Annotated in this window: 19 protein-coding genes and 2 pseudogenes; 11 read left to right on the forward strand and 10 right to left on the reverse strand. The window is 70.0% G+C overall.

Translation table 11 applies throughout. From position 1 onward, the window contains the following. Positions 1–29: 29 nt before the first annotated feature. Positions 30–2,216, reverse strand: coding sequence for a SpoIIE family protein phosphatase (locus tag V1460_RS19640; RefSeq protein WP_338674951.1), 2,187 nt, complete (start codon positions 2,214–2,216; stop codon positions 30–32). Positions 2,217–2,575: 359 nt separating this feature from the next. Here V1460_RS19640 and V1460_RS19645 point away from each other — a divergent pair, with 359 nt between their 5' ends. Next, on the forward strand, positions 2,576–4,633 hold the full coding sequence (locus V1460_RS19645; RefSeq protein ID WP_338674952.1) for a discoidin domain-containing protein: 2,058 nt from the start codon (positions 2,576–2,578) through the stop codon (positions 4,631–4,633). Positions 4,634–5,101: 468 nt separating this feature from the next. Then, positions 5,102–5,998, forward strand: a complete 897-nt coding sequence (locus tag V1460_RS19650; protein WP_338674953.1) for an RNA polymerase sigma factor SigF — start codon at positions 5,102–5,104, stop codon at positions 5,996–5,998. 408 nt (positions 5,999–6,406) lie between these two features. Here V1460_RS19650 and V1460_RS19655 read toward each other — a convergent pair whose 3' ends face one another. Together V1460_RS19655 and V1460_RS19660 are read right to left on the reverse strand one after the other, a co-directional pair. Then, entirely contained in the window at positions 6,407–6,847 is a 441-nt protein-coding gene (locus V1460_RS19655; protein WP_338674954.1) for a response regulator, read from the reverse strand. Then, positions 6,844–7,938: pseudogene (locus tag V1460_RS19660) on the reverse strand (ATP-binding protein); the annotation flags it as partial. The gene V1460_RS19655 and the pseudogene V1460_RS19660, both read right to left, overlap by 4 nt. Before the next feature lie 217 nt (positions 7,939–8,155). On the opposite strand from V1460_RS19660, the gene V1460_RS19665 reads away from it, so the two are divergent. The 3 genes from V1460_RS19665 to V1460_RS19675 all read left to right on the forward strand — a co-directional run bounded on the left by V1460_RS19665 (position 8,156) and on the right by V1460_RS19675 (position 9,946). Further along, positions 8,156–8,701: a hypothetical protein gene (locus V1460_RS19665; RefSeq protein ID WP_338674955.1), complete on the forward strand. Its 546-nt coding sequence runs from the start codon at positions 8,156–8,158 to the stop codon at positions 8,699–8,701. Positions 8,702–8,898: 197 nt separating this feature from the next. Beyond that, a complete protein-coding gene (locus V1460_RS19670; RefSeq protein WP_338674956.1) occupies positions 8,899–9,363 on the forward strand; it encodes an ATP-binding protein in 465 nt (154 codons plus the stop codon). A gap of 118 nt (positions 9,364–9,481) precedes the next feature. Then, complete coding sequence (locus V1460_RS19675) at positions 9,482–9,946, forward strand: STAS domain-containing protein (RefSeq protein WP_338674957.1); 465 nt, start codon at positions 9,482–9,484, stop codon at positions 9,944–9,946. A 161-nt stretch (positions 9,947–10,107) separates the two neighbouring features. Here the strand turns inward: V1460_RS19675 and V1460_RS19680 are convergent, their stop codons facing one another. Continuing rightward, the gene (locus V1460_RS19680) at positions 10,108–11,304 is read right to left on the reverse strand and encodes a PP2C family protein-serine/threonine phosphatase (RefSeq protein ID WP_338674958.1); all 1,197 of its coding nucleotides are present in this window, start codon (positions 11,302–11,304) and stop codon (positions 10,108–10,110) included. Between the two features lie 9 nt (positions 11,305–11,313). On the opposite strand from V1460_RS19680, the pseudogene V1460_RS19685 reads away from it, so the two are divergent. From V1460_RS19685 to V1460_RS19705, 5 genes and pseudogenes are all read left to right on the forward strand, one after another. Beyond that, positions 11,314–12,543: pseudogene (locus tag V1460_RS19685) on the forward strand (alkaline phosphatase family protein); the annotation flags it as partial. Between the two features lie 210 nt (positions 12,544–12,753). Further along, complete coding sequence (locus tag V1460_RS19690; RefSeq protein WP_338674959.1) at positions 12,754–13,191, forward strand: hypothetical protein; 438 nt, start codon at positions 12,754–12,756, stop codon at positions 13,189–13,191. 274 nt (positions 13,192–13,465) lie between these two features. Then, positions 13,466–14,581, forward strand: coding sequence for a substrate-binding domain-containing protein (locus V1460_RS19695; protein ID WP_338674960.1), 1,116 nt, complete (start codon positions 13,466–13,468; stop codon positions 14,579–14,581). A 34-nt stretch (positions 14,582–14,615) separates the two neighbouring features. Next, complete coding sequence (locus tag V1460_RS19700) at positions 14,616–15,401, forward strand: ATP-binding cassette domain-containing protein (protein WP_338674961.1); 786 nt, start codon at positions 14,616–14,618, stop codon at positions 15,399–15,401. After that, positions 15,398–16,669, forward strand: coding sequence for an ABC transporter permease subunit (locus V1460_RS19705; RefSeq protein WP_338674962.1), 1,272 nt, complete (start codon positions 15,398–15,400; stop codon positions 16,667–16,669). Before V1460_RS19700 ends, V1460_RS19705 begins: the two co-directional genes overlap by 4 nt. Before the next feature lie 326 nt (positions 16,670–16,995). Here V1460_RS19705 and V1460_RS19710 read toward each other — a convergent pair whose 3' ends face one another. The 4 genes from V1460_RS19710 to V1460_RS19725 form a co-directional block, all read right to left on the reverse strand. Continuing rightward, complete coding sequence (locus V1460_RS19710; protein WP_338674963.1) at positions 16,996–17,871, reverse strand: NlpC/P60 family protein; 876 nt, start codon at positions 17,869–17,871, stop codon at positions 16,996–16,998. 265 nt (positions 17,872–18,136) lie between these two features. Continuing rightward, on the reverse strand, positions 18,137–22,018 hold the full coding sequence (locus V1460_RS19715) for a helix-turn-helix domain-containing protein (protein ID WP_338674964.1): 3,882 nt from the start codon (positions 22,016–22,018) through the stop codon (positions 18,137–18,139). A gap of 225 nt (positions 22,019–22,243) precedes the next feature. Beyond that, positions 22,244–22,606, reverse strand: a complete 363-nt coding sequence (locus V1460_RS19720; protein WP_338674965.1) for a hypothetical protein — start codon at positions 22,604–22,606, stop codon at positions 22,244–22,246. Between the two features lie 256 nt (positions 22,607–22,862). After that, positions 22,863–23,702 carry a LysR substrate-binding domain-containing protein gene (locus tag V1460_RS19725; protein WP_338674966.1) on the reverse strand — a complete coding sequence of 280 codons (840 nt, stop codon included), beginning with the start codon at positions 23,700–23,702 and terminating at the stop codon, positions 22,863–22,865. A gap of 58 nt (positions 23,703–23,760) precedes the next feature. Between V1460_RS19725 and V1460_RS19730 the strand changes: the two genes are divergently transcribed. Beyond that, positions 23,761–24,153, forward strand: a complete 393-nt coding sequence (locus V1460_RS19730) for a DUF5997 family protein (protein ID WP_338674967.1) — start codon at positions 23,761–23,763, stop codon at positions 24,151–24,153. A 36-nt stretch (positions 24,154–24,189) separates the two neighbouring features. Here the strand turns inward: V1460_RS19730 and V1460_RS19735 are convergent, their stop codons facing one another. Both V1460_RS19735 and V1460_RS19740 read right to left on the reverse strand, forming a co-directional pair. Further along, complete coding sequence (locus V1460_RS19735; RefSeq protein WP_338674968.1) at positions 24,190–24,648, reverse strand: hypothetical protein; 459 nt, start codon at positions 24,646–24,648, stop codon at positions 24,190–24,192. Positions 24,649–24,677: 29 nt separating this feature from the next. Further along, on the reverse strand, positions 24,678–25,358 hold the full coding sequence (locus tag V1460_RS19740) for a hypothetical protein (RefSeq protein WP_338674969.1): 681 nt from the start codon (positions 25,356–25,358) through the stop codon (positions 24,678–24,680). Positions 25,359–25,563 lie beyond the last annotated feature (205 nt).

Here is a 25,563-nt window from a genome sequence, read left to right on the forward strand (position 1 = left end):
ACCGGTCGAACTGCCGGTCGGTGAACCCTTCAGGCCCTGCGGACCCGGGCGAGCACCAGCACCGTGTCATCGCGCGGCGGGTTCGGCAGCAGACGGGCGATGATCCGTTCGACGGTGTCCTCCAACAGGCCTGATGCCCCGCGCAGTTCGTTGCTGACCATGGCCAGCCCCTCCTCGATGTCCCGGCCGCGGGCCTCGACGAGGCCGTCCGTGTACAGGGCGATGACAGCACGGTCCGGAAGCTCGATCTCGGTCGTCGTGAAGGGGTGGCCGCCGACGCCGAGGGGCACACCCAGGACCTCGCCGACGGCGTCGACCGTGCCGTCCGGACGCAGGACGAGGGGTGGAGGGTGGCCCGCGTTGGCGATCCGGGCACGGCCGGTCGCCGGGTCGTACACGATGTAGAGGCAGGTCGCCAGCTCGATACCCGCGTCCTGGGCGCAGATGTCGAGCTCGGCGAGCAGTTGGTCCGGCTCCTGCTTGTGTCTGGCCAGTGCCCTGGCACTGATGTGCAGCCGCCCCATGGCGGCGGCAGCCGGCACCCCGTGGCCCATGACGTCGCCGACGACCAGGGCGACCCGCCCTTCCGGCAGACCGATCACGTCGTACCAATCTCCGCCGACCTCGGTGATGCGGCTGCCCGGCACATAGCGATGCGCGACTTCGACATGCGGGCTGACCGCCAGCGCACTGGGGAGCAGCGCCCGCTGGAGAGTGAGTGCGATCTCCTGAACCTGACCGTAGAGGCGCGCGTTGTCCAGGCAGATCGCGGCCCGGGACGCAAGCTCGGTGGCAAGGCTGAGGTCGTCGTCGGTGAAGGCCGGCCGGGCCGCGGAGCGTCCGAACATGGCGAGGCCCTGCACCGCGCCACGGGCGACCAGCGGGGCGATGAGGATGTGTTCCAGACCGCTCTGGCGCAGCAGCCGGGCACGTTCCTCGTGCACCACGGTCCGGGCCATGAACTCGTCGTTGACGGGAACGCAGAGCGGGCGGCCGGTGGACATCATCGCGTGGATGGCCGAGCCGGGCGGGTAGGTGACGCGGTCCAACCCGCCCACCGCCTCGGTGGCCGGCGGTGGCAGCACGGTCCTGGAGGCGAGTCGGCAGGTGGTGAGCGGCCATTCGGGGAGGAACGGCAGGCTCTCGTCCATCCATTCCACGATCTCCACGACTGAGGCGTCGGCGAATTCGGGGACGGCCACATCCACCAGTTCCTGGGCGGTGACGTCCAGGTCCAGCGTGGTGCCGATCCGGGCCGCGGCGCGATCGAGCAGCCCGAGCCGCCTGCGGCTGGCGCTGGCCTCCCTGATCGCCCGCTCCCGGTCGGTCACGTCCATCATCAGCCCGCCGAGACCCGAGCGGGTGCCGACGGCTCCGCTGAGCGGGAAGAAGCTCACGGACCTGATCTGGCTGCGGTCCGGGAATCCGAGGGTACGCAGTGCCACCAGCGCACCCAGTACCGGAAGCCGCTCCGCGGCGACGGCGCGGAGCATCCGTTCGTACTCACCGTCATCCGAGGTCATCATGACCTCGTCCATCCGGCGCCCGATGTGCTCCTCGATCGAGAGGCCGTCCATTGCGGCGAGTGCCTGGTTGAGATGGATGTAGCGCAACTGCTCGTCCAGCATGACCAGGCCGACGGGGCAGGTCTCGAAGAGGGCGTCGAGGAAGGCGAGGTTGTCCTTCACCCGGTCCAGCTCCGCGCTGGAGCTCGACAGGCCGAGCACGACGGATCGGCCCGATGAGCCGGCGATGGGGAAGACCCGGAAGCCGCAGCTGAAGACGGTTCCGTCCCGGTGGCGCACGGGCAGTCGTCCCCGCCAGTAGCCGGTACGACCGCGCTCGGCCAGCAGGGCGGCCGTACGCCGGGCCGCCTCGCCACCGCCGTCGCCACTGCCGTCGCCACTGCCGTCGCCGTCGCCGACGGCCGCATCGGTGTCGGCCAGGGCGGGAGGTCCGGCGGGATCGGGAAGGCGTGCGGGGTCGACCGGATCGGCCGGGTCGACCGAATCGGCAGCGAAGAGGATCGCGGCGGGCCGGGTCAGCGCCGTCGCGGCGTCGTATCCGAACAGATCCTGGGCGCCGGGCCCCCAGAAGCAGATCTCGTCGTCGTCACCGATACCGAAGACGGCCACGGAGACATGCTCCAGCAGCGTCCCCGGCTCGGACCTGAGCGCACCGGGAGCCTTCCCTTCCCCCGGCCGAACCGATGGCACCAGTCGACTCCCTTCCCTGGTTTCCCGGCGGGACGCGATGACGACACGACCGCGCCGGGCACTCCCGTCGCCCATCCATTGTGCTGATTTCTTTCGATATGTGTACGAATGGATTGGCGTCGACACGCATCCCTCCACCGGGCGTCACCGCACGCCAACCCACCGCCACCACGTGCTCGGGCGCAAGGTCGCGCCCATCAGGTCACGCGTCCCGGACTATTGACTCCTCCGGGAGTAGTCGCGATTCTCGGGGCACCGCTTGCATGGTTCATGACAACCCACGCCTCTGAGCCCGGGGTGGGGGACCGGTCATGGACCGTGTCGACATGTGCTGACACCAAAAGGCATGGGTGATGACCATGACGCGACCCCCACAGCGCCGGCGCAGCCCACTGGCGATCCTCTCGTTACTTCTCACCGTGATGGCCATGGTCTTCGGCACGGCCCCGGCCTCCTCCGCGCAGTCGGGATGGTGGGATCCGGCCGCGCGGCCCGCACCCGACTCCCAGATCAACGTCACCGGCGAACCCTTCAAGGGCACGGACGCCCAGGGTCGGGTACGCGGCTTCGTGGACGCGCATGACCACCTGATGTCCAACGAGGCCTTCGGCGGTCGACTGATCTGCGGCAAGACCTTCTCCGAGCAGGGCATCGCCGACGCTCTCAAGGACTGTCCCGAGCACTACCCAGACGGCTCGCTCGCGATATTCGACTTCATCACCAAGGGCGGCGACGGCAAGCACGACCCCGACGGCTGGCCGACGTTCAAGGACTGGCCCGCCCATGACTCGCTGACCCACCAGCAGAACTACTACGCCTGGGTCGAACGCGCCTGGCGCGGTGGCCAGCGGGTGCTGGTCAACGATCTCGTCACCAACGGCGTGATCTGCTCGGTCTACTTCTTCAAGGACCGCAGCTGCGACGAGATGACGTCCATCCGCCTCCAGGCGCGGAAGACGTACGAGATGCAGTCGTTCATCGACACCATGTACGGCGGCCCGGGCAAGGGCTGGTTCAGGATCGTCACCGACTCCGCGCAGGCCCGCGAGGTCATCGAGCAGGGCAAGCTGGCCGTGGTGCTGGGCGTCGAGACCTCCGAGCCGTTCGGGTGCAAGATGATCCTCGACATCGCGCAGTGCAGCAAGCAGGACGTGGACCGAGGTCTGGACGAGCTGCACAGCCTCGGCGTCCGCAGCATGTTCCTGTGCCACAAGTTCGACAACGCCCTGTGCGGAGTGCGGTTCGACTCCGGCACCCTCGGGACCGCCATCAACGTGGGGCAGTTCCTGTCGACCGGCACGTTCTGGAAGACGGAGAAGTGCACAGGCCCGCAGCATGACAACCCCATCGGTCTCGCCTCGGCGACCGCGGCGGAGAAGCGGCTGCCGGTCGGTGTGAAGGTGCCGTCGTACGCGGCGGACGCGCAGTGCAACACCCGCGGCCTCACAGAACTCGGCGAGTACGCCGTACGGGGCATGATGCAGCGCAAGATGATGATCGAGATCGACCATATGAGCGTCAAGGCGGTGGGCCGGGTGCTCGACATCGCCGAGGCCGGCTCGTACGCCGGCTTGATCTCCTCGCACGGCTGGATGGACGCCGGCTGGACCGAGCGGGTCTACCGCCTCGGCGGGTTCATCACCCAGTACATGAACGGCTCCGAGGGCTTCGTCGCGGAGGCCCGGCGTACCAAGGACCTCCGCGACAAGTACGGAGTGGGCTACGGCTACGGCACCGACATGAACGGCGTGGGCGGCTGGCCCGGGCCACGCGGCGCGGACACCTCCAACCCCGTGCGCTACCCGTTCCGCAGCGTCGACGGCGGCTCCGTCATCGACAAGCAGACCACCGGCGACCGTACCTGGGACATCAACACCGACGGGGCCTCCCACTACGGCCTGGTCCCGGACTGGCTGGAGGACATCCGGCAGGTCGGCGGCCAGGACGTGCTGGACGACCTCTTCAAGGGCGCCGAGTCGTATCTGCGCACCTGGGGGGCATCCGAGAACCACCGGGCAGGGGTGAACCTCGCGGCGGGCTCATCCGCGTCGGCCAGCTCGACCGAGTGGAACCTGTTCACCAGCTACGCGCCCGACCGGGCCGTGGACGGCCGGGCGCAGACCCGCTGGGCGAGCGGCTGGAGTGACGGTCAGTGGCTCCGGATCGACCTCGGCACACCGAGCCTGGTCAAGCGAGTCACGCTCGAATGGGAACGCGCGTACGGCAAGGCCTACCGCATCGAGGTCTCCGACAACGGCGACGACTGGCGCTCCGTCTGGTCCACGACCGCGGGTGACGGAGGCCTGGACACGGCGCAGTTCGCCGGGACGACCGCCCGCTACGTAAGGGTCCTGGGGCAGGAGCGCGGCACCAAGTGGGGCTACTCCCTGTATGAGGTGGGGATCTACAGCACCTGAAGGCGCCCGCCCGGGGCTCCGGTGCTCCCGGCGAGGGAGCACCGGAGCCCCGGGCGGGAAGGAACGGAACCCCGGTGAGCACTGCGCCGACCGGGGTTCGAGCATCTGGCGCAGCGTCAGCACGCCATGCATTCGGCCACGTACACCGACCTCATCCACCGGCTCAGCGCGAGCACGGGGTTCGAGCCGCGAACACCGATGCCGGTGCCGGCACGCCATCTGGCTGTCATGACGGACGGGTCGACCCGCAACTTCCTGGTCCGCGGGGACGAGCAGGCACATGGCAGCGCCGACTCCGCCGCGGACATCCCGGAGACGATCACCGACGAGGTGGTCCGCCTCCCGGACGCAAGAAGGACCAGGAGAGGGAGGGTTCCGGGCCGACCGGAGCAATCTCCTGGAATGCGATGCGTGATCCGGGGTAAGCGGACCCCCACGGGTGACGGATCGAAAGACAGAGGTGAAGAGATGGCGACCGTGAGCGCGGCGATCACCACGGCACACAAGACGACGACGGTGGCGGCCGGCATCCGGACCTCCGGCACTCTCGGCTCGCTCGACCTGCCCGTGGCCCCGTTGGAGGTGTCCCCTCAGGACGCGCGGGAGCTGTCCCGCCACTTCTTCGCCCGTCTGGCGGTGCTGGAGGAGGGCACGCACGAGTACCAGTACGTGCGCAACACTCTGATCGAGATGAACCTGTCGCTCGTCCGCTACGCCGCGGGCCGCTTCCGCAGCCGGGGCGCGGACGAGATGGAGGACATCGTGCAGGTCGGCACCATCGGCCTGATCAAGGCCATCGACCGGTTCGACGTGTCCCGCGAGGTGGAGTTCACCACCTTCGCCGTGCCGTGCATCGTGGGCGAGATCAAACGGTTCTTCCGCGACACCAGCTGGGCCGTGCACGTCCCTCGGCGGCTCCAGGAGGCAAGGGTGGAACTGGCCAAGGCCACCGAGGAGTTGCGCAGCCGCCTCGGGCGCACCCCCACCGTGCGTGAGTTGTCCGAGCTGATGTCGCTGACCGAGGAAGAGGTCATCGAGGCACGGAAGGCGTCCAACGCCTACAACTCCGCCTCGCTGGACGCCGCGCTCAGCGGCGAAGCCGCCCAGGACAGCGAAGCGGCGCTGGCCGATTTCATCGGTGAGGAGGAGCGGGCCCTGGAGCTGATCGAAGACTTCCACTCGCTCGCGCCGCTGATCGCCCAGTTGGACGAGCGCGACCGCAGCATTCTGCACATGCGGTTCGTCACCGAGCTCACCCAGGCCCAGATCGGAGAAGAGCTGGGCATCTCCCAGATGCATGTCTCCCGACTGCTGAACCGCATCATCAAGCGGCTGCGCAAGGGCCTCCTCGAAACCGCCGCCTGAACCGGACGGGGCCTGGGTGCGGGGCCCTGAGGCCCCGCACCGACGCCGAACTCCGCGTCCCGGCGACGCGTGCTCTACGGCATCGAGCGTGCGGAGGGCGTCAATCTGCGCGCTCTGGGGGAGCTCATCGGGACGGCGCCGTCGTCCGTGAACCGTCTGCGCGACCGCCTTGGAGCCGTGGACTTCGTGGTGCGCACCCGCAGTCGGATGAGCCGGCGGGACCTCACGCTGTGTCTGCCCCCGGGCGAAGGCGTATCTGCCCGAGATACGGGTGCGACGCGAGCAGGTGCTGCTGACCGCCAGCGCGGCCGTGGACACCACCGTGCATGCCGCCCTGCTCGAAGGCCTCTCGGGATTCCGCGAGACGATGGGCCGACAGCAGCGACGAGCAGGGACCGCCGCCAGGGGTCAGGGACGTGGCAGACGCACGACCGTGACGAAGAAGTCGTCGATCTTCCTGATCGCCGAGATGAACCGCTCCAGGTCCACCGGCTTGGTCACGTAGGCGCTGGCGTGCAGCTGGTAGCTGCGCAGGATGTCCTCCTCGGCCGACGACGTGGTCAGCACGACGATCGGGATATGGGTGAGGTCGGCGTCGGCCTTGACGCGTTCCAGGACCTGCCGGCCGTCGTACTTCGGCAGGTTGAGGTCGAGCAGGATGAGGTCGGGACGCGGCGCGCCGCTGTACTCGCCCTTCCGGTAGAGGAAGTCGATCGCCTCCTGCCCGTCCCGGACCACATGGAGGGTGTTGCCGATCTTGTTGTCCTCGAAGGCCTCCCTGGTCATCAGCTCGTCGCCCGGGTCGTCCTCGACCAGGAGGACCTCGATCGGCTGGGCAGCGGTGTTCATACGTGGTCTCCCGTGGTGCTGCTGAGGATGGGCATGGCGGCGGGCCCGGTGGCGGGCAGCGTGAAGTGGATCTCGGTGCCACCGGTGTGGGCGCCGTCGATCCAGATGCGTCCGCCGTGGTGTTCCACGATCTTCTTGCACAGGGCGAGGCCTATACCGGTGCCGGAGTAGGCGTCCCGCCCGTGGAGCCGCTGGAAGATCACGAAGACCTTCTCCGTGAACTCATCCGGGATCCCGATGCCGTTGTCGGTCACCCGGTAGCGCCAGGCGGCCGTCTCGTCACCACCGTCGCCGGTGTCACCGCTGTCGTCCCGTTCCACACTGATACGGACCACGGGCGGGCGATCGGGAGCGCGGAACTTCACGGCGTTGCCGACGACGTTCTGCCACAGCATGGCCAGCAGGGTGGGATCGCCGATGGTGGCTCCGAGGCTGTCGGGACGCTCGATGACCGCGCCCGCCTCCTCGACGGCCGTCCCGAGGTTGGCCAGCGCCTTGTCCAGAGCGTCGTCCAGCTCGACCTCGTCCCTGGCGTCGTTGACCCGGCCCACTCGGGAGTACGTCAGCAGGTCGTTGATCAGGATCTGCATGCGCTTGACGCCGTCGACGGCGAAGTCGATGTACTGCTTGGCCCGGTCGTCCAGCTGATCGCCGTACCGCTTCTCCAGCAGCTGACAGAACGATGCCACCTTCCTGAGTGGTTCCTGGAGGTCGTGCGATGCCACATAGGCGAACTGTTCCAGCTCCGCGTTCGAGCGCCGCAGCTCGACGGCCTGGTCATCGAGTTCGGCGGTCCGCTCCGCCAGCAGGGCCGCGCGGCTCCGGGATTCGCCGAGAGCGGTGCTCACCCGTCGCCGCATGGACTCCACCACATCGGCGAGGTGCTGTATGTCGGCGGGCCCTGAGGGTTCGATGCTCTGGTCGAAGTCGCCGTCGGCAACCCGCTTGGACGCCAGTCGCAGCGAGGTCAGCGGGCGGGCCACGGATTTGTGCAGCAGTACGACGAGTCCGAGCACGATCACCACGAAAGCGCCCAGCATTCCGGCGAACAGCCAGTTGTGGGCCCGGCGGGTGCGGTGCACATCGGACCGCACCCCCGTCCCAGGGCTCACCAGCGCCTGAACGGCTGACAAGCCCCAGGTCGTGGCTCCGAGACCGGAGCCGACTCGGCGGCACAGGAACCGGCTTGGAGAGCGGAATCCCCCGTGTTTGCACATGCGGTGGCCAAAGGCGTTTGCCGGACCGTGATCCGGTAACCCGGTGTGACAGCGACCCCACGGGAGGGACGATCGGCGAAAGGAGTGAGCCATGTCCGTCAGTGCGCTTGCCATTCTCGGGGTGGCGGTTGTCCTCACCGTCGCCCTCGTCCTGGCGCGGCCGGTGAAGTGGACCGACAGCAGTCGCCCGCGACGCAGGTTCGGCCGGTTGAGCATGAAACCGCTCTCCGATGACGAGCGCGACCAGTACGTGGCTCTGTGGGCGGGGCTTCAGGAGCGCTTCGTGGACTCCCCGGCGGCGGCGGTGACCAGGGCCGGCGAGCTGCTGGACCAACTCGCCATCGCCCGCGGCTTCCCCGCCGGTCCGCGGGAGGACCGGATGCACGCTCTGGCGGCGGTGTTCCCCGAGCGGGCCCAGGGTGCGCAGCGGCTGCACCGGGCCTGCGCGGAGGCTTCCTCGGGTCAGGTCGACGCCGAGCCACTGCGTCAGGCGCTGGTCGGCGGGCGGGCGCTCTTCGAGGAACTGGTCGCGGTGACGGCACAGGACCGGGCTCTCTCCGCGGCCGTGGCGGCCCGCCGCAACCGCGAACGGCGACGTGCGTCCGTACGCCGCGCCGGCCGGAGCACGCGGACATGACCCCCCATCGGCCCCGCGCGAGGCGCCCGCTTCCGCGTCCCGTGTTCCGGTGGCCCGCAGGCCGGGCCACCGGGACGCGCCCGGGCAGCCTCGCGGGCGCGCCGGCCCCGGCACGCAGTAGACCGGTGTGCCGGACGCCGCATGGGGCACAAGGGCTCCAAGGGCACTCCGTGAGGCCGAACGGGGAGAACGGGCAGATGAGCACAGACGAGATCAGCGCACCCGGGGCGGGTACGGCCGACTGGTCCCGCCCCGAGAGCGCGGCCGAGGCGCGGGACACGGTACGCCGACTGCTGTCCGAAGGACTGTCCGGCGAAGCTTCCGGCACGGGCCGGGCCACCGGGACCACTGGGCCGGCCGGCCCCATCGAGGAGACCCGGCTCGCCGACGCACTCCTGGTGACCTCCGAGCTGGTGACCAACGCGATCCGGCACGGTGGTGGTGTGACCTGGTTCGCCGCACGTGTCACCCGGGAGGGGCTGCGCCTCCAGGTGACCGACCGCAGCCGGGTCCGGCCGGTGGCCGCTGCGCGCACGGACGACGCCTTCGGCGCGCAGCCCGGTGGCCACGGCTGGCGCCTGATCCAGCGGCTGTGCCGGGACATCACCGTCACACCGCTGGCGGGCGGCAAGACCATCCAGGTCCTGGTGGGCCTCATATGACCGCGGACGCGCACTCCGGGCAGGTGTAGGGGAGCCGATCCCGGGCAGGCGTCGACCAGCGGCCGCCCCGTTGAACGGCGCGCGGGACCCGGAAACGAACGATGTGAAAGCGGAGACCATGTCCCAGCGAGAACAGAACCTGGACGTCGAAGTCGATGTCCACGACGCCGTCACAGCGATCGTCCGGATCCGCGGTGAGCTGGACGTCGACACGGCAACCCTGCTCCACCACCACCTCGCCAATCAGTTCCTGCACGGCCGCCGGCATCTCGTGCTGGAGCTTTCCACGCTGGACTTCATGGACTCCTCAGGGCTGAACGTCCTGATCAGGACCACCCGGGAGGCCCGGGCCGCGGGCGGTGACATGCATCTCGCGGCGCCGACACCACTGGTGCGCAAGCTCCTCGACATCACGGGTCTCAGCCTGACCACGTCCGTGCACGCCGACACGGATGCCGCCTTGGGCGCGGTCCGTGCCTACGAGTCCGGACAACCGGTTCGGGCCGCGAAGCCGGGGCTGGAGGCTCCCGGAAAGCTCTCCTGGCAGCGTTCGGGGCCCGCGTCGGCAGACGTTCGGGCATGATCACGCATCCGGGTCCGGCCGGAGCGCGAGCGCCCCGGGCGGCGCCGCTACCCGACCTTGCCGTATACCGCCTGAACTGGGCTTTCACCTTTCCCCTGGAGGGATTCACCTACCGGTGAAGGGGTGCGCTCGGACCGGAGACAGCCCGGTCGACGGTCAGGTCACGGCGGCGCGGCAGGCGAAGCGGGGGCGTGCCCGTTCCGGCCGGACTCGGCCTCCTCGTCCGCCTCGGTCCGTTCGCCCCTCTCGATGATCACCATCGCGACATCGTCGGCGAGACAGCCCGAGGTGTGCCACACCAGCGCCTGGTGGAGCTCGTCAAGGACCTCGACAGGGCTGCCGCCCCGCACCGCCTCCAGGGCATCGGGCAGCACGAAGAAGTCGCCGTCGCTGTTGCGGGCCTCGATCACGCCGTCGGTGTGCAGCAGCAGACGGTCGCCGGGGACGAATGCGTAGGAGTCCACCCTGCCTTCCCATGGCTCGGTCATGAGCTCCTCAAGGCCGAGTGGCGGCAGCGGGCATGTCGGCATCAGCGCCTCCGCCCTGCCCTGGTGCAGCATCAGCGGAGGCGGATGGCCGCGGTTGACGACCTCGACGACCGCTTCCTCCGGGACCTGGACCACAAGCGCCGTGACGAACCCCTCCACCCGGGCTTCCGGATCCACACCGGGCGAGTGGCGCTCCCGCTCCAGGGCCGCCGCGCAGTGGCCCATGACGTCCACCAGGTCCTCCTGGTAGTGCACGGCCTCCCTGAACGCGCCCAGCACGGCCGCGGCGGCACGTACCGCGGGAAGGCCCTTGCCCCGGACATCGCCGACGATGAGCCGCACCCCGTAGCGGGTCTGCACGGCTTCGTAGAGATCGCCGCCGATCTGGGCACCCATCTCGGCAGCCAGGTACATGCTGCCCACGCGCAGCGGACCGATCATCGCCGGCACCGGCCGCACCAGCACCTCCTGCGCGGCGGTGGCGATCCGGCGGATCTGGTTGAGCTCGCTCTTCCTGCGCGTACGCGCGGCCCTGCTGGTGATGACGCTCGCGGCGGACACCATCAGCAGAGCGAGAAGGTTGGTATAGACCTGCTGGGTGCCCCAGGCCTGGTTGTAGGTGGCGGTGATCACGCTGATGACCAGGGCGAAACCCGCTGCCGCGATGGTCCCCTTGGGACCCATCGTCACCGCCGCCAGAGCCGGTGTCGCCGTCAGCAGCGGTCCCGTGTACATGACGTGCAGGGGGGTGACCTCGATGACCACCACCAGGACCGCGATGGCGAAGGGCAGACACTGCGCGAGCGCCCAGAAGACCCGGTGGCGACCACCCGCCTCTGGTCGCACGTATGAGCGGAAGACCGACCGCATGCCACTCAGCCTGCCCCCTCCGCACGCACTCTTCCACTCATCCCGGGTTCATCCCGGCTCATCCGGGTCGGCACAGAGGATGCCTTCACCATCTGCGACGCCTACCACTGCTCCGTCATCGGCTCCACGGACCCCAGCCGCTACTACCTGTGGACCGGGCACACCGGCAACGACGGCACCGGCGGCGGTCCGGTGCTCAACAACGCGGAGGCCGGCTACGGCTGGAAGACGTATCCGGAGCGCCTCGAAGCGGCCGGGATCTCCTGGAAGGTCTACCAGGACATCGGCGACGGCCTCGACGCCGCGGGATCCTGGGGCTGGATCGAGGACGCCTACCGCGGCAACTACGGCGACAACTCCCTGCTGTACTTCAACGCGTACCGCAACGCCCGTCCCGGCGAGCCGCTGTTCGACAAGGCACGCACCGGCACCGACGCCAGGAGCGGCGACGGGTACTTCGACCTCCTGCGCGCCGACGTCCAGGCGGGCCGCCTGCCCCAGGTCTCCTGGATCACCGCCCCAGAGGCCTTCTCCGAGCACTCCAACTGGCCGTCCAACTACGGCGCCTGGTACATCACCCAAGTGCTCGACGCACTGACGTCGAACCCGGATGTGTGGGCGCGTACCGCCCTGTTCATCACCTACGACGAGAACGACGGCTTCTTCGACCACGTCGTGCCGCCGTACGCTCCGTCAGGCCCGGCCCAAGGCCTTTCGACCGCTCCGACGGCACTCGACCACTTCCCCGGGGGCTCCGGCTTCTCGGCAGGGCCCTACGGGCTCGGCCCCCGCGTTCCGATGCTTGTCGTCTCGCCCTGGAGCACTGGCGGGTTCACCTGATCCGAGACCTTCGACCACACCTCCGTCATCCGGTTCATGGAGCGCCGCTTCGGGGTGCACGAGCCGCAGATCTCTCCCTGGCGGCGGGCGGTCTGCGGCGACTTGACGTCCGCCTTCGACTTCGCGCGCACGGAGACCCGGACGACAGGGCTTCCGCCGACCGACGCGTACTTCCCGCCGGACCGCGAACGCCACGCCGACTACCGCCCCACCGCTCCGGCCGTCGGCACCATGCCCCGCCAGGAGCGGGGCAGCAAGCCGACCCGTCCACTGAAGTACGCGCCCTACGTGGACGGTGCCGCGGACACGGCCGCGGGCACGTACCGGCTCACCTTCAGCGGCGGCCCGGCCGCGGGCGCGCTGGTCGCGGACACACCGGTACACGCCGCGGACGGGCCGCTGGATACGGATCGTGACCGTGCATAATCAAAGAGGGACGGCCGCTGATTCACCGCCCGCCATCCGGTGCCGCACGAACGAACCACTACGGGCGTTTCATGCACTTATCACCCGTTTGGGTGGTGCATCCCGGAGTGCGGTCGTACCGTCGAGTCAGGAGCAACCGCGACTCGGGAACAACCGCTGGAGTCCGCCGCCCAGGGAGCCGCAATGGTGAATCACAAGCTCGCGACATCACTCATGCTGTGTGCTGCCGCGACACTCACAGCAGTGGTACCGGCAACGGCTTCCACGGCTGCTCCCACGACCTCACGCCTGGTGGCCGTCGACTGCTTCTCCAACCCGCAGACCCGCCCCGGCGACTTCCTGCTGGCCTGCGGGGACGGCAACAACCGGCTCGTCGACCTGAAGTGGGCCACCTGGGGACCGGACTCCGCCGTCGGCAGCGGGATCGACATGGTGAACGACTGTCAGCCCTACTGCGCGGCAGGCAGGTTCCACTCCTATCCGGTGACCGTGAGACTCGACAGGCCCGAGACCTGGGAGAAGCACCCCGAATTGAAGCACTTCACCCGGATGCAGCTCACCTACACCGGCGACCGCCCGGCACACACGCAGCAGGAGATGGCCTACGCCCTCTGGGGCTGAGGCAGCCCCGCACTCCACGGCCCGTCACTCACCGACGAAGTGACGGGCCGTGACCTGTCCACGGAGCGCCGGGACGCCACGGCCCCGCCACCGACCGTCGAAACCAGCACTCCGTCAGCCGGAGGCTCCACCCCGCCGCCCACCGAGGTCGGCCGTCGCACAAGGCTCCATCCACCTGTGGGGGCATTAGGAACACCGGGAATATACTGAAGGAAGTTCGTATTTCATTCCAAATCGTGCATCACTATTCCACATGCGGCAGGAGACTCCTCGGATGAAGATCCATCCGGGTCGCGCCGTCACCGCGGCGGTGGCCGTGTCCGTACTCTCCGTAATACCCGTGCTCTCCGCCTGCGGGTCTGACGGCGGGGCACAGGACGACCCGGGCACGCCGACCACCGAGGGCGGCTTCACCGTCGGGGCGCTCTTCCCCGACACCCACACCGCCCGCTGGGCGACCAAGGACAAGCCCTTGATCGAGCAGAGGGTCAAGGAGTTCTGCCCGGACTGCCGGGTGATCAGCGCCCAAGCATCGGCGGATGTGGCCACCCAGCAGCAGCAGATGGAATCGATGATCGCGAACGGGGCCAAGGTCCTGATCCTGGACCCGGTGGACGACAAGGCTCTGAGCTCCTCGATCTCCAGGGCCCGCGACGCGGGTGTGCCCGTGGTCTCCTACGACCGCCTCGCCGAAGGCCCCGTCACCGCCTACTCCAGCTACGACTCCAAGGAGATCGGGCGCATCCAGGCGGAGCAACTGCTGAAGGCGATGGGGCCGAAGGCGAACGGCGGACGGATCGTGATGATCAACGGCGACCCCACCGACCCCAACACCAGGGACCTGAGGGACGGCGCACTCTCCGTCCTCAAGGGCAAGGTCGACATCGCCAAGTCCTACTACACCGCGGGCTGGATCCCGGAGAACGCGTACAGGAACATGTCGGCGGCGATATCCGAGCTGGGGCCCGGGAAGATCGACGGGGTTCTGTCGGCCAACGACGGGCTCGCGGGAAGCAGCATCGCCGCGCTGAAGGCGGCCGGCGTCTCACCGCTGCCACCGGTCACCGGTCAGGACGCCGATCTGGCGGCCGTCCGGCGGGTCGTCAGCGGCGAGCAGTACGTCACCGTGTACAAGTCCTTCGAGGCGGAGGCCGACGCCGCGGCCAGGATGGCCATCGCGCTCGGCCGTGGCGAAGCGCTCGACGGCATCGCCACCGACCACGTCAGCAACGACACCGACAAGGACATTCCCGCCGTGCTCGGTCCGCTCACCCCCGTAACCGCCGACACGGTCAAGGACTTGGTCGTCAAGCACGGTCTGTACACGGTCGACCAGATCTGCGTTCCCGCGGTCCGCGCCGCCTGCCGCGAGGCCGGGCTCATCGGATGACGGCACGCGCGGGCCGGGCGAAGGAGGTTCCGACATGCGGAGCGCACCGCTGCTGGCGCTGCGCGGGATCTACAAGCGGTTCGGCGCCGTCTGGGCACTCACGGACGTCGAGCTGGAGATCCACGCCGGCGAGGTCGTCGCGCTGGTCGGAGACAACGGCGCGGGCAAGTCCACACTGGTCAAGGTGATCACCGGCGCCGAACCGGCCGACGAGGGAGTCATCGAGTGGAACGGGCGCCCAGTGCGGATCGCCCGGCCCCGCGACGCCCAGAGCCTGGGTATCGCCAGCGTCTACCAGGACCTCGCTCTGTGCGAAACCCTCGATGTCGTCGGCAATCTCTTCCTCGGCCATGAGTTGGGCGGCACCGGCGTCCTGGACGAGGTGTCCATGGAGCGCCGGGCCCGCGAGCTGGAACTGCTGGACACCCTGTCCATCGGCATCCCCAGCGTGCGCGTGCCGGTCGCCTCCCTCTCCGCGGGCCAGCGCAAAACGGTCGCGATCGCTCGCGCCCTCATCAGCGAACCCCGGCTGCTGATCCTGGACGAGCCGACCGCCTCACTGGGCGTCCAGCAGTCCGCGCACTTCCTCGACCTCATCGACCGGCTGCGGGAGCGCGGCATCGGCGTACTGCTGGTCAGCCACAACCTGGGGGATGTCAAGGCCGTCGCCGACCAGGTCGCGGTGCTCCACCTCGGTCGCAACAATGGATTTCTGAGCGTGCCGACCACATCCCAGGAACAGATCGTCTCCTGCATCACCGGCGCAACCAACAACGCCGTCACCCACCGCGATGCCCGGGTGTGGGAAGGAGGCAGGTGAAGAGGCCAGAACCCGCCCGGGGAATCGGTTCCGCCAAGCCCTCCCCCGCGCCCGCCGACGGGCGCCGAGCGGCCGATGACGAAGGGGGCTTCCGGAGCTACCTCGGCCACTTCGCCCGCAAGCTGCGCAGCGGGGAACTGGGAGCGATCCCCGGTATCGCCGCTGTGATCGTGCTCTGGATCATCTTCCAGAGCCTCCAGCCGCAGTTCCTCTCTCCCCGCAACCTCTCCAATCTGAGCGTCGACATCGTCGGCACCGGCATGATCGCGCTGGGCATCGTCTTCGTCCTGCTGCTCGGCGAGGTCGACCTGTCCGTGGGTTCGGTCAGCGGGCTCACCGCGGCCGTGTTCGCCGTGCTGAGCGTGCACCAGAGCCTGCCGGAATGGCTGGCGATCGTCGCGGCCCTGACCGTCGGGGCCGCGATCGGTGCCGTGCAGGGCTTCTTCGCGGCCCGGATCGGTGTGCCGGCGTTCGTCGTCACCCTGGCGGGGCTGCTGGCCTGGAACGGTCTGATGCTGTTCGCGCTCGGCGCGAGCGGCACCATCAATCTCCCGGAGGAGGGCGTGGTCCGCGCGCTGACCACCTACTACTTCCACGATCCGGCCGTCGCCTACGGGCTCGCGGCGCTCGCCGTGGCGGGGTTCGCCTTCGCGTCGTACCAGGGAGCGCGTCGCCGCAGGGACGTGGGGGTGCTGTCCCGCCCGTTCGGTGTGATCGCCGCACGAACGGCTGCGGTCGCCCTGGTGGCGTTCGGTGCCGCCTATGTGCTGAACCGCTTCGAGGGTCTGCCGCTCGCCCTGCTGGTGTTCCTCGTCTTCGTCGTCGGCCTCGACTTCATACTCCGTCGCACGTTCTACGGTCGGCGGATCGTCTCGATCGGCGGCGGAGCCGAGGCCGCGCGGCGTGCGGGGCTGAACGTGGTGTGGCTGCGGATCTCGGCGTTCATGGTCTCCGGCACGATGGCCGCGATCGGCGGGCTGTTCCTGGCCTCCAGGGTCGCCGCGGTGGGCCAGACCTCGGGCTCCAGCATCCTGCTGATCAACGCCATCGCAGCGGCCGTGATCGGCGGCGTCAGCCTGTTCGGCGGCCGTGGCACCACCTGGTCTGTACTGCTGGGCATGCTGGTCATCCAGTCGATCGCGTCGGGCATGGTACTCGCCGGGATCCCGACACCGATGCAGTACGTGATCACAGGAGGGGTGCTGCTCGCCGCAGTGACCCTCGACTCGCTGTCGAGGCATTCGCAGAAGGCCCACGGCCGGGCCTGACCGCGCCCTGCGACCCCGCCGGGCGCGGTCAGGCCCGAGCTGCGGACTCAACTACCGCGCGCATACGATCGCTACTCCGGCGCCCGAACAAGGCGTTCAGGCGGGGGTTGGGCACATTGGGCGTCCGTGTCGACGAAGTGCTCGTGACCACGTCCGCGCTGGGTGCGTCGCTCCCTGGCGTGGATGGTCGTTCCCTCTGCCGCGACAGGTGAGGCCGGGAAGACGGGCACCGTTGCGCACTCCGACAAGACGGCTCTGCCGTACTGACGCTGGCCGTCGGCCGGCCCACGACTTCCGGGACGGCCGACGGCGTGTGAACCACCGTGTCAGAAGGTGCAGGTCGGCACCCCCGGGAGCCATGCGGGACCCTGGATGTAGATGTTGGTGACCCAGGCCCTGTAATCGGGGAGGTAGGACCAGGCGTCATTGGTGTAGCCGTCGGAGGTGACGCGCTCCGCGTGCTTCTGGCACTCGACACGGATCGTGGTCGGTCCGGGGAATGCGTAGACGCGCGCCGCCCTGACCGACGGGGCGGCCTTGGTCCACACGCCGGTGCCCCAGGTACGGAAGACATGGCCGGTCACCGGGCCGGGGTCGACACGGACCGCCCCGTAGTAGGCGCCGGTGAGCCGGACATCGCTGACCATCAGCTTGGTGCCGGACTGCCTGGCCTCCACCATCTTGCCCGCACCCAGATAGATGGCGATGTGGTGCAGATCCTGGGATGTCCCCCAGACCAACAGATCACCGGGGAGCAGCGGGGCGAGCCCGTCGGCGGCGGTGAAGCGCCCGGTCGCCCGGTGTGTGTAGAACTGGGCGCTGGCCACTCCGTTGAGCAGGTCATCGCCGGTGGCTTCGGCGTAGGCGTAGCGGACCAGCCCCGAGCAGTCGAACCCGAGCCGTTCGGGGTCGTGTTCACTGGCCGGGTCGGTGGGGTCCACCTGCCCATAGGTGGGGCCGGGACGTGCGCCGTGGCCGCCGCCCCAGGTGTACCAGACGCCTGCGGCGACCTGTCGGCAGGCGGCTGCGATCGCCCGCTCGGCTGCGTCGGATGCGCCAGGTGCCAGGGAGCGGCAGTCGCCGTCCGCAGGTGAGGAGTGGACGGCCTTCGGCGGTTGGGCGGTTGCGGGCGGTGCCAGCCAGCAGAGGCAGGCGGCCAGTAATCCGATGTATGCGCTGATGAGACCGGTGCGACGATGCATGGAGCATCCCCCGTTCTGACGATCCGACTTTCTGACGGACCGACGCCTGTCGACCGACGGCCGTTCGGAGCCGACGGCAGGACGACAAGTGCGCCGTGAACGCGCAGAGACCGGCCCGGACCGGTTCGGTGAGCCCGGACCGGTGCCCTGCGCAGCCAACAGCCTTGCGGTGCGAGGGCAACAGGTCGATACCGCCGCGCCGCCCCATGCGAACGGGCAACGGGAAACCCTGTGGGAAACCCCGTCGAGCACGGCACTTCGCCGGTCACGGCACCGGCGACTCCGGGCCGCCGCGCGGCACCGATTCCCGTTCCCCCGGGGTGAGCCCTTCGCGCAACCGCCGGATTTCCGCCAGCCGGACACCGATGTCCAGGTTCCAGAGCCGTACGGTGCCGTCGTTGCTGCTGCTGGCGACCGTCCGTCCGTCCGGGGCGAAGTCGACGTCCCATACCGCGTTCGTATGCCCCGTCAGGGCTGCCCAGAGACGTCGTCCCGGCACGTCCCACAGGCGGACCGTGCGATCGTTGCCGCTGCTCGCCAGGGTGCGGCCGTCGGGTGAGAAGGCGATGCCGCGTACGGAGCCGGTGTGGCCCGTGAGCGCCGCGAGCAAGCCGTGGCCGCGGGTGTCCCAGAGCCGTACGGTGCCGTCGTTTCCGCTGCTCGCCAGGGTGTGCCCGTCAGGACTGAAGGCCACGCCCCGGATGGCGCCGGTATGCCCGGTGAGGTCGGCGAGCGGGCGGCGTCCGGGGACATCCCACAGACGTACGGTCAGATCATCGCTCGCGCTGGCCAGGGTGCGGCCGTCGGGGCTGAACACGACGTCGTTGGCGAAGTCGGTGTGGCCGGTCATCCGGGCGAGCAGACGGCGCCCCGCGATGTCCCAGAGCCGGACCGTACGGTCGGAGCCCGCGGACGCCAACGTGCGGCCGTCCGGCGAGAAGGCCACCGCGAACACATCGCCGCCCGGCCGGTCGAGCGCCTCGTCGAGCATGGCCAGCGCACTTCGGCTCGCGATGTCCCACAGCCTGATCGTGCCGTCGGAGCCCGCGGACGCCAGCATGCGGCCGTCCGGCGAGAAGGCCACCGCGAACACCGTCTCGCGATGCCCGGTGAACATCGCCAGGACGCGGCGGCGGGCCACGTCCCACAGGCGCACGGTGTGGTCCGCGTCGGCCGTGGCAAGCATGGTCCCGTCCGGGCTGTACGCGGCCTGCCAGATCTCGGTGAACGGACGTGCCGTCAGAGCCGACGCCTTCAGGTCCCAGAGCACCACCGACTGGTCGAAACCCGCGGTCGCGACGGTCGCGCCGCGGGGGTCCACGGCCACGCCCATCACATAGTCGGTGTGGCCGGAGAGCGTCGCGGTGAGTCTGCCGCCGCGCACATCCCAGAGTCTGGTGGTCCCGTCGCCTCCGGCACTGACGACCGTGGTGCCGTCGGGGGTGTAGGCGACGGCGTTGACGTCGTCGCTGTGCCCGCTGAGAGAGACCGACTGACGGCGCCGGGACACGTCCCACAGCCGTACGGTCCGGTCGACCCCTCCGGTGGCCACCGTCCGCCCGTCGGGCGCGAACGCCGCGCCCAGTACCTCGTCCGTGTGTCCCTTGAGCACGGCGAGGGAACGGGCACCCGCCACGTCCCACAGGCGTACGGTCCGGTCGGACCCCGCCGAGACCAGTGACCGGCCGTCAGGGGCGTACGCCAGCGCGTTGACGAGCCCGGAATGGCCGGCGAGCGCCGCGAGGAGCCGGTGGCTCCCCGAGGTGTCCCACAGTCGGACCTCACCGTCCGCGTCAGCGGTGGCGATCGTACGGCCGCTGGGGTCGAACGCCACGGCGCGGGCGCCTTCGGACCGAATTCCGGGCAGTTCCCTGATACGGCGGCCCGTGGTGTCCCACAGGTGCACCGGCCCGTCGGTGGAGGTCGCCGCGAGAGTACGCCCGTCCTGGCTGAACGCGACCGACCGCACCCGGCCGGGCACGGTGAGGACGGCGAGGGTGCGACGGTCGGACAGCCTCCGCAGGATCACCCGGCCATCGGAACTGCCCGTCGCCAACGTCCCGCCGACTGCGAAGGCGATGGCGTTGACCGGCCCCTCATGACCGCCGAGCCTGGCGGCGAAGGGCTGGGACTGGGCACTCAGCAGGGCTCCCCTGGCCTCGGTGGTCGCCTCGGCACGGTAGGCCTCATCGGCGAGCAGCATCGACGCCTCCGGTCGGCCGGATGCGAGGAGGGTGGACTGCGCGGCGAGAGCTCGTGAACGCGCCCCCCGTTCCTGGTCGAGCGCGGCTTCGCGCTGGTGGTACGCGAGGCCTCCGGCCGTCAGGGCGAGTAGCAGCAGTGCGACGAGTGTGGCCGACATCCACTGCCGCCGCCGTACCTGGCGCCTGGTCTGTTCCTCGCTCGCGTCCTCCGCGGCCTGACCGGCCAGCAGGAACGCCTCCTCCCGGGCACCGAGCCGGCTCCTGCCGTCCAGCTCATCGGCCCATGAGCGCACGCTGTCCAGTCGGGTCCCCCGGTAGAGCAGGGACGGATCGCGGCCCGCGCGCTCCCATTCGTCGGCGGCGAGGGCCAGGCGCTGGTGGATCAGCAGTCCCGCCCGGTCGGCATGGATCCAGCCGCGCAGCCGTGGCCAGGCGTGGAGCAGGGCTTCGTGGGTGATCTCGACGGTGTCACTGCCCATGGTGATCAGCCGGGCGCGTACGAAGGTGTCGAGCGCCGTGGCTGCGCCGTCGGCGTCGGCGAGCTGCTCCATCAGGGCCGTTCGGCTCATCCGGTGCCGGGTCGCCGCGGTGCCGTCGGCGACATGCACCAGTCGTACCAGGATCCGGCGGATCGTCTTCTGTTCGGCCGGATGGAGCCGGGCGAAGGCGTCCTCCGCGGTGCGCGCGATCGCGCCCTGGATGCCCCCGGTGCGCTCGTAGCCGGCAACGGTCAGCATGGCGCCTTCGCGCTGCTGCCATGTGGCCATCAGGGCGTGGGACACCAGAGGCAGCGCTCCGGACGGGGTGACCTCGGATGCGGGTGCCGCGGTGGCACCACGCAGCCCGGCGTCCCGCAGCAGGAGTTGCGCCAGTCCCGGTTCGAGGGTGGCACCCGCGAGCTCCGCAGGACGGGTGATCGACTCGCGCAGTTCCGCCACGGACATGGGCGGCGGCACGAACAGCCCGTCGGTGAAGACGGATGCGAGGTCGGGAAGTTCCAGGCAGGCGCCGGAGAAGTCGGCTCGTACGCCGAGCACCACGACTGCCGGGTCGTACCCCGACGCGACAGCCTTGGTCCCTGACACGGCGCAGAGCACACGGACGAAGGCGCGTCGCTCGTCCTCGTCGGCGCAGTGGGTGAACAACTCCTCGAACTGGTCGACGAGCAGCACCGGTCGGACCGGTGGGGAAGGCTGCTGCCGGCCGTCGCCCGACCGGGAGCCGTACGACAGGGCGCGTACAGCCTCCAGCAACAGCTCTGGACGCTCCGTCACCTCACGTACGGTGAGGCCGGGATCGCTGCCCAGGGCCTTCGCGGCACGGTCCAGCAGTTCGTCCATGGGACGCGCCGTCGGGGTGAACCCGAGCACGGGCCAGGTCTCGGCCCCCGGCATGGGGAACCCGCCCTGACGCCGAAGGGCCGGTACGAGGCCGGCGTTGAGCAGCGACGACTTCCCGGCCCCTGAGGCGGCGACGAGCATCAGCGGCCCGTCCCCGATCCGTTCGAAGACCCGCTCGACCAGGGCGGCGGTCACCCGCTCCCGGCCGAAGAACCACTCCGCCTCGCGGGAGGTGAACGCGGGGAGCCCCCGGTAGGGGCAGGCGCCGTCCGCCGGCCGTGCTCCGGGGGGCACGGCGGCGCCCGAGCCGGTGCAGCCCTCCTGCGACGCCTGGTCCGGCAGCAGCGCCAGCAGCTCGCCGTCCGCCCGGAGCACCTGGTCGCAGCGGCGCGCGACATCGACCGTCGCACGCTTTGCCCCGGTCTCGATCTTGCTCAGATAGCCCTTGCTGTAGTGCGTCAGACGCGAGAGTTCGGACAGTGAGATGCCGCGTTCCTGTCGCAGCCGCCGCAGTTGGGCAGGGAAGTGCGGCTTGGGCGGGCCTGCTTCCGTCGGCGGCTCGGCCGGGTCGTCGGTCCCGTGTCCGTACGGCTGCTCCCCCATGAATCCCCCATGGCGCTTTGCGCCCTGGTCAGGGGCGGCAATTGCCCAGGTTAGTGGGGGGCGTGCAGGGAAAAGCAAACCTTTCCATTGGTATGACGAACGATGTGGCGAAACAGCGGAACGGAACGAGAACCGCGCCGGAGCCGTGGATGGACGGCTCCGGCGCGGTGTTCACTCGGGTATCACTCCGGGCTCACCCGGGAGCGTGCGATGCCGCGGCGTTCGCTACGGCCGGTACAGCGTGACCGAGTTGATGGGCGTGAGGTCGGCGTAGACACCGTGGTCCGCGGCGATGCGACCGCCGCAGCCCGCTCCGTTGTAGCCGGTGCACAGCGCGGCGGTCGCGCCACCGGTCTGGTTGTTGAGTACCCAGTGGTTGCCGAACTGGTTGCTGAGGTTGTGGGACCCGTAGCTCCAGAAGATATGGGTCGGCCTGACGGCCGGGTTCTGGTTCTGCGGGTAGATGCAGACCGCGCCGTCCGGGCAGCCGGCCCAGTCGGCGGCCTTCGCGTCGGCCGGGCCGGTGAACGCCATCACCGCCGCTGCGGCGGTCGCGAGTGCGGCGAAGGCGTGAGTGATCTTGCGCATGATGTCCCCTTGAGGGTCTTGCTGCGTGCTGACGTCCTCAGCCTTTCCCGGTCGCTCCGGGGCGTCGACGGGTTTCCCGTTGTCCGTCCGGTCGGCGTCCGGGAAACCGCCGGTGAGCAGGCAGGAGACAGGGTGGCGGTCAACAGGCGGGGAGCACCGGGGATGCGGCCGGTACCGCTGCCTGCCGACGGACCGAGCGGCCGACCGATCGACAGACGAACAGGACGGACCGGAAGGCAGGCAGGCGACGGGAAGACTACGGGCGGCGGCGGGGCTTGCCCCGTCCCGCGCTCTTGTTGCCACCCCCTGTGCCACCGCGCGAGCTCTTCCCGGACGTCCCGGACCTGCCGGCGCCACCCGACCTACCGGGGTTGCCTGACTTCCCGGAGCCGCCGCCCGACCTGCCGGACGGCTTGCCCGTGGCCGTACCCGCGCCCGCCGCCTTCCGCGCGCCGCCCTTCCCCTTGGGCTGAGCCTCGGCCTGGGGACGTCCCCGGGTGCTGTTGACGGTGCGCCCGCGGACGATGCCGATGAACTGCTCGACGAGATCGCTTGTTTCGTCCTGCGGCCAGGACAGCACGACGCTCGACTCCGGGGCATCCGTGAGCGGGCGGTAAGTGAGGTCCCTGCGGTGGTGCAGCCGGGCGAGTGACTGCGGCACCACGAGCACGCCGACCCCGGCCGCCACCAGCTCGATGGCATCCGCCGTCGTCGTGGGCCGCTCGACCGCGGGCCGCCCCGGCAGCCGATCCCAGTCGAGTACGTCGTCGAGGGGGTGCAGGACGATCTCGTCGGCCAGATCGTCGACGGTGATCTCGTCGACCGCCGCCACGATGTGGTCCTTGGGTACCACCACCACGGTCTGCTCGGTGTAGAGCGGGATCGCGCTGAGCTCCGTCCGGTCGACCGGCAGCCGCACGAGACCGGCGTCCGCGCTCCGCGCCCGCAGCACGCCGACCGCGTCGGCGGCGGGCGTCGATACGAGGTGCAGGGGCACGTCGGGCAGGCGCTCGTTCCAGGTCCGCACCCACTTGGCGGGTGTCACTCCGGGGACGTAGGCGAGCCGGAACGAGGGAGGTGCTTCCGAGCCAGTCACGCCGCCAGGCTACCGGGCTGGTCAGAGGTGGTGCACATGCTCGAATACCCTGGACGGTATGACATCGCACCAGAGCGCCCAGACGATGAAGCCCGCGACCGCGGCGAAGAAGCTGGGTGTGTACCTCGAGGCCACCCCGGCGGAGTTCCGTGAGGGAATGGTCTCGCGCACCGAACTGAACGCCCTCCAGACCGATCCGCCCGAGTGGCTGACCGAGCTGCGCCGCAACGGTCCCCATCCTCGTCCGGTCGTGGCCGCGAAGCTGGGTATCTCGATCTCCGGACTGGCTCGGGGCGGCGTCACGGAGCCGCTCACCACAGAGCAGATCGACGCGCTCAAGCGGGACGAGCCCGAGTGGCTGCGCAAGGAGCGGGCCACCCAGGCCGAGGTCCGCAAGGAGACCGCTCGTATCAAGGCCAGGGAGGCGGAGCGCGCCGGGCAGGATCACTGACACGGCACGCGGCCGGCGACGCCGCGCGGGCAGGTGTCAGGTTTCGGGTGCCAGATGGGGGTGTCGGGTGGGGGGAGCCCCCGCGAAGGCACGCAGCTCGTCGTGGATGCGCCGCACGTAGGCGTGGCGGGCGGAGCGGTCCTCGTCAGGGAGCCCGCTGATGCCGTCCAGCACACGGACGCCGAGCCAGACCCGTCCCGCGATGTGAGCCTGAGCCTCCCACTTCTCCTCCTGGGACGCGTCCCCTGACCGGGCTGCGGCGACGGCGGCCCGACCCGCCTCCACCACGGCTTCGGCGAGCCGCCTGGTGGCCGGGGACAGGGCGCCCGAGGTGCTGGTGACACCGGCGCGGTCCAGGGCCGACCGGTCGCTCAGCCACTGCTCCCGGTCGCGGGACGAGCGTCGGGTGTCCAGTCGGCGCAGCGTCTCGTACGTCTCGCGGTCCATTCCGCAGAGGAAGAACCAGGTTCCGTCATCTCTGCCCGGCATGCTCATGCTGAGGCCATACCCGCGGCCGACCGCCGTCAAAGCCGGGTTGCCCCTCGGTAGCCGGGAGGGGGTGTGGGGGCTGCCGCGAGATGGTCCTGGAGTTCCCGGTACCGGAACCGGTACCCCGCCCCAGCCGTACTCAGCAGACCCAGCCGACGGCAGGTGTGGCGGAAGCGACCCAGGCACCAGGGGAGCCTTCCGCGGGTACAGAGCTGCAGCGCGAGGCACCGAAGGCTCGCCGCGCCGGACCACCCTCCGACCAGGGCCAGAGGCCAGACAGGGACCGGTGGCCAGGCCAGGGTGAAACCCAGCGCGGCGGCGAGGTCCTCGCCACGGCCCGGGGTGCCGGTGGAGGCATCCGCGACATGGGCCGCGGACCCGAACGCGAAGGCGGTCTCGGTGACCACGGTGCAGGGGAGATCGATGCGGCCGTCGAGAGCCGAGGTCCCACCACCGAGCAACTTCCGGTACTCGGCCCCTTGTCGGCCCCTTGCAGGCGCACCACCGATCGCGCGCAGCTGCGCCACGGCCTCACCGGTGCGCTGCTGCCGTGCGGAACGCACGGCGATCGCGAGGCCGACGACCCCGGCGGCCGTACCGACGACCCCGACGGCGAGGGACCCCACCCCGGCCGGGTCTGCGTCGCTCACCTTCACCTGCGGCAGCATCCACCACGTCAGCGCGCGGCTCGCCGCGATCACGACCACACGGGCCATCACACCTACCGCTGTTCTCCTGCTCCCCCTCGCACCATGTACGCGATGGTGATCGTTCACGAGGGCGGCCGGGGGCGCTTTCCCGGAACACGGCCCTGGTCGTCCCACACGACTACGATGCCGCGCTCCCTCCGTGGGCGCGCCCCGACGACCCCCCTGCGCTGCGCAGTTGCGTCTCGCGCGCTGCCCTCGCCGCTTTGGCGTG

The sequence above is a fragment of the Streptomyces sp. SCSIO 30461 genome (genome assembly GCF_037023745.1).
GTDB lineage: Bacteria > Actinomycetota > Actinomycetes > Streptomycetales > Streptomycetaceae > Streptomyces.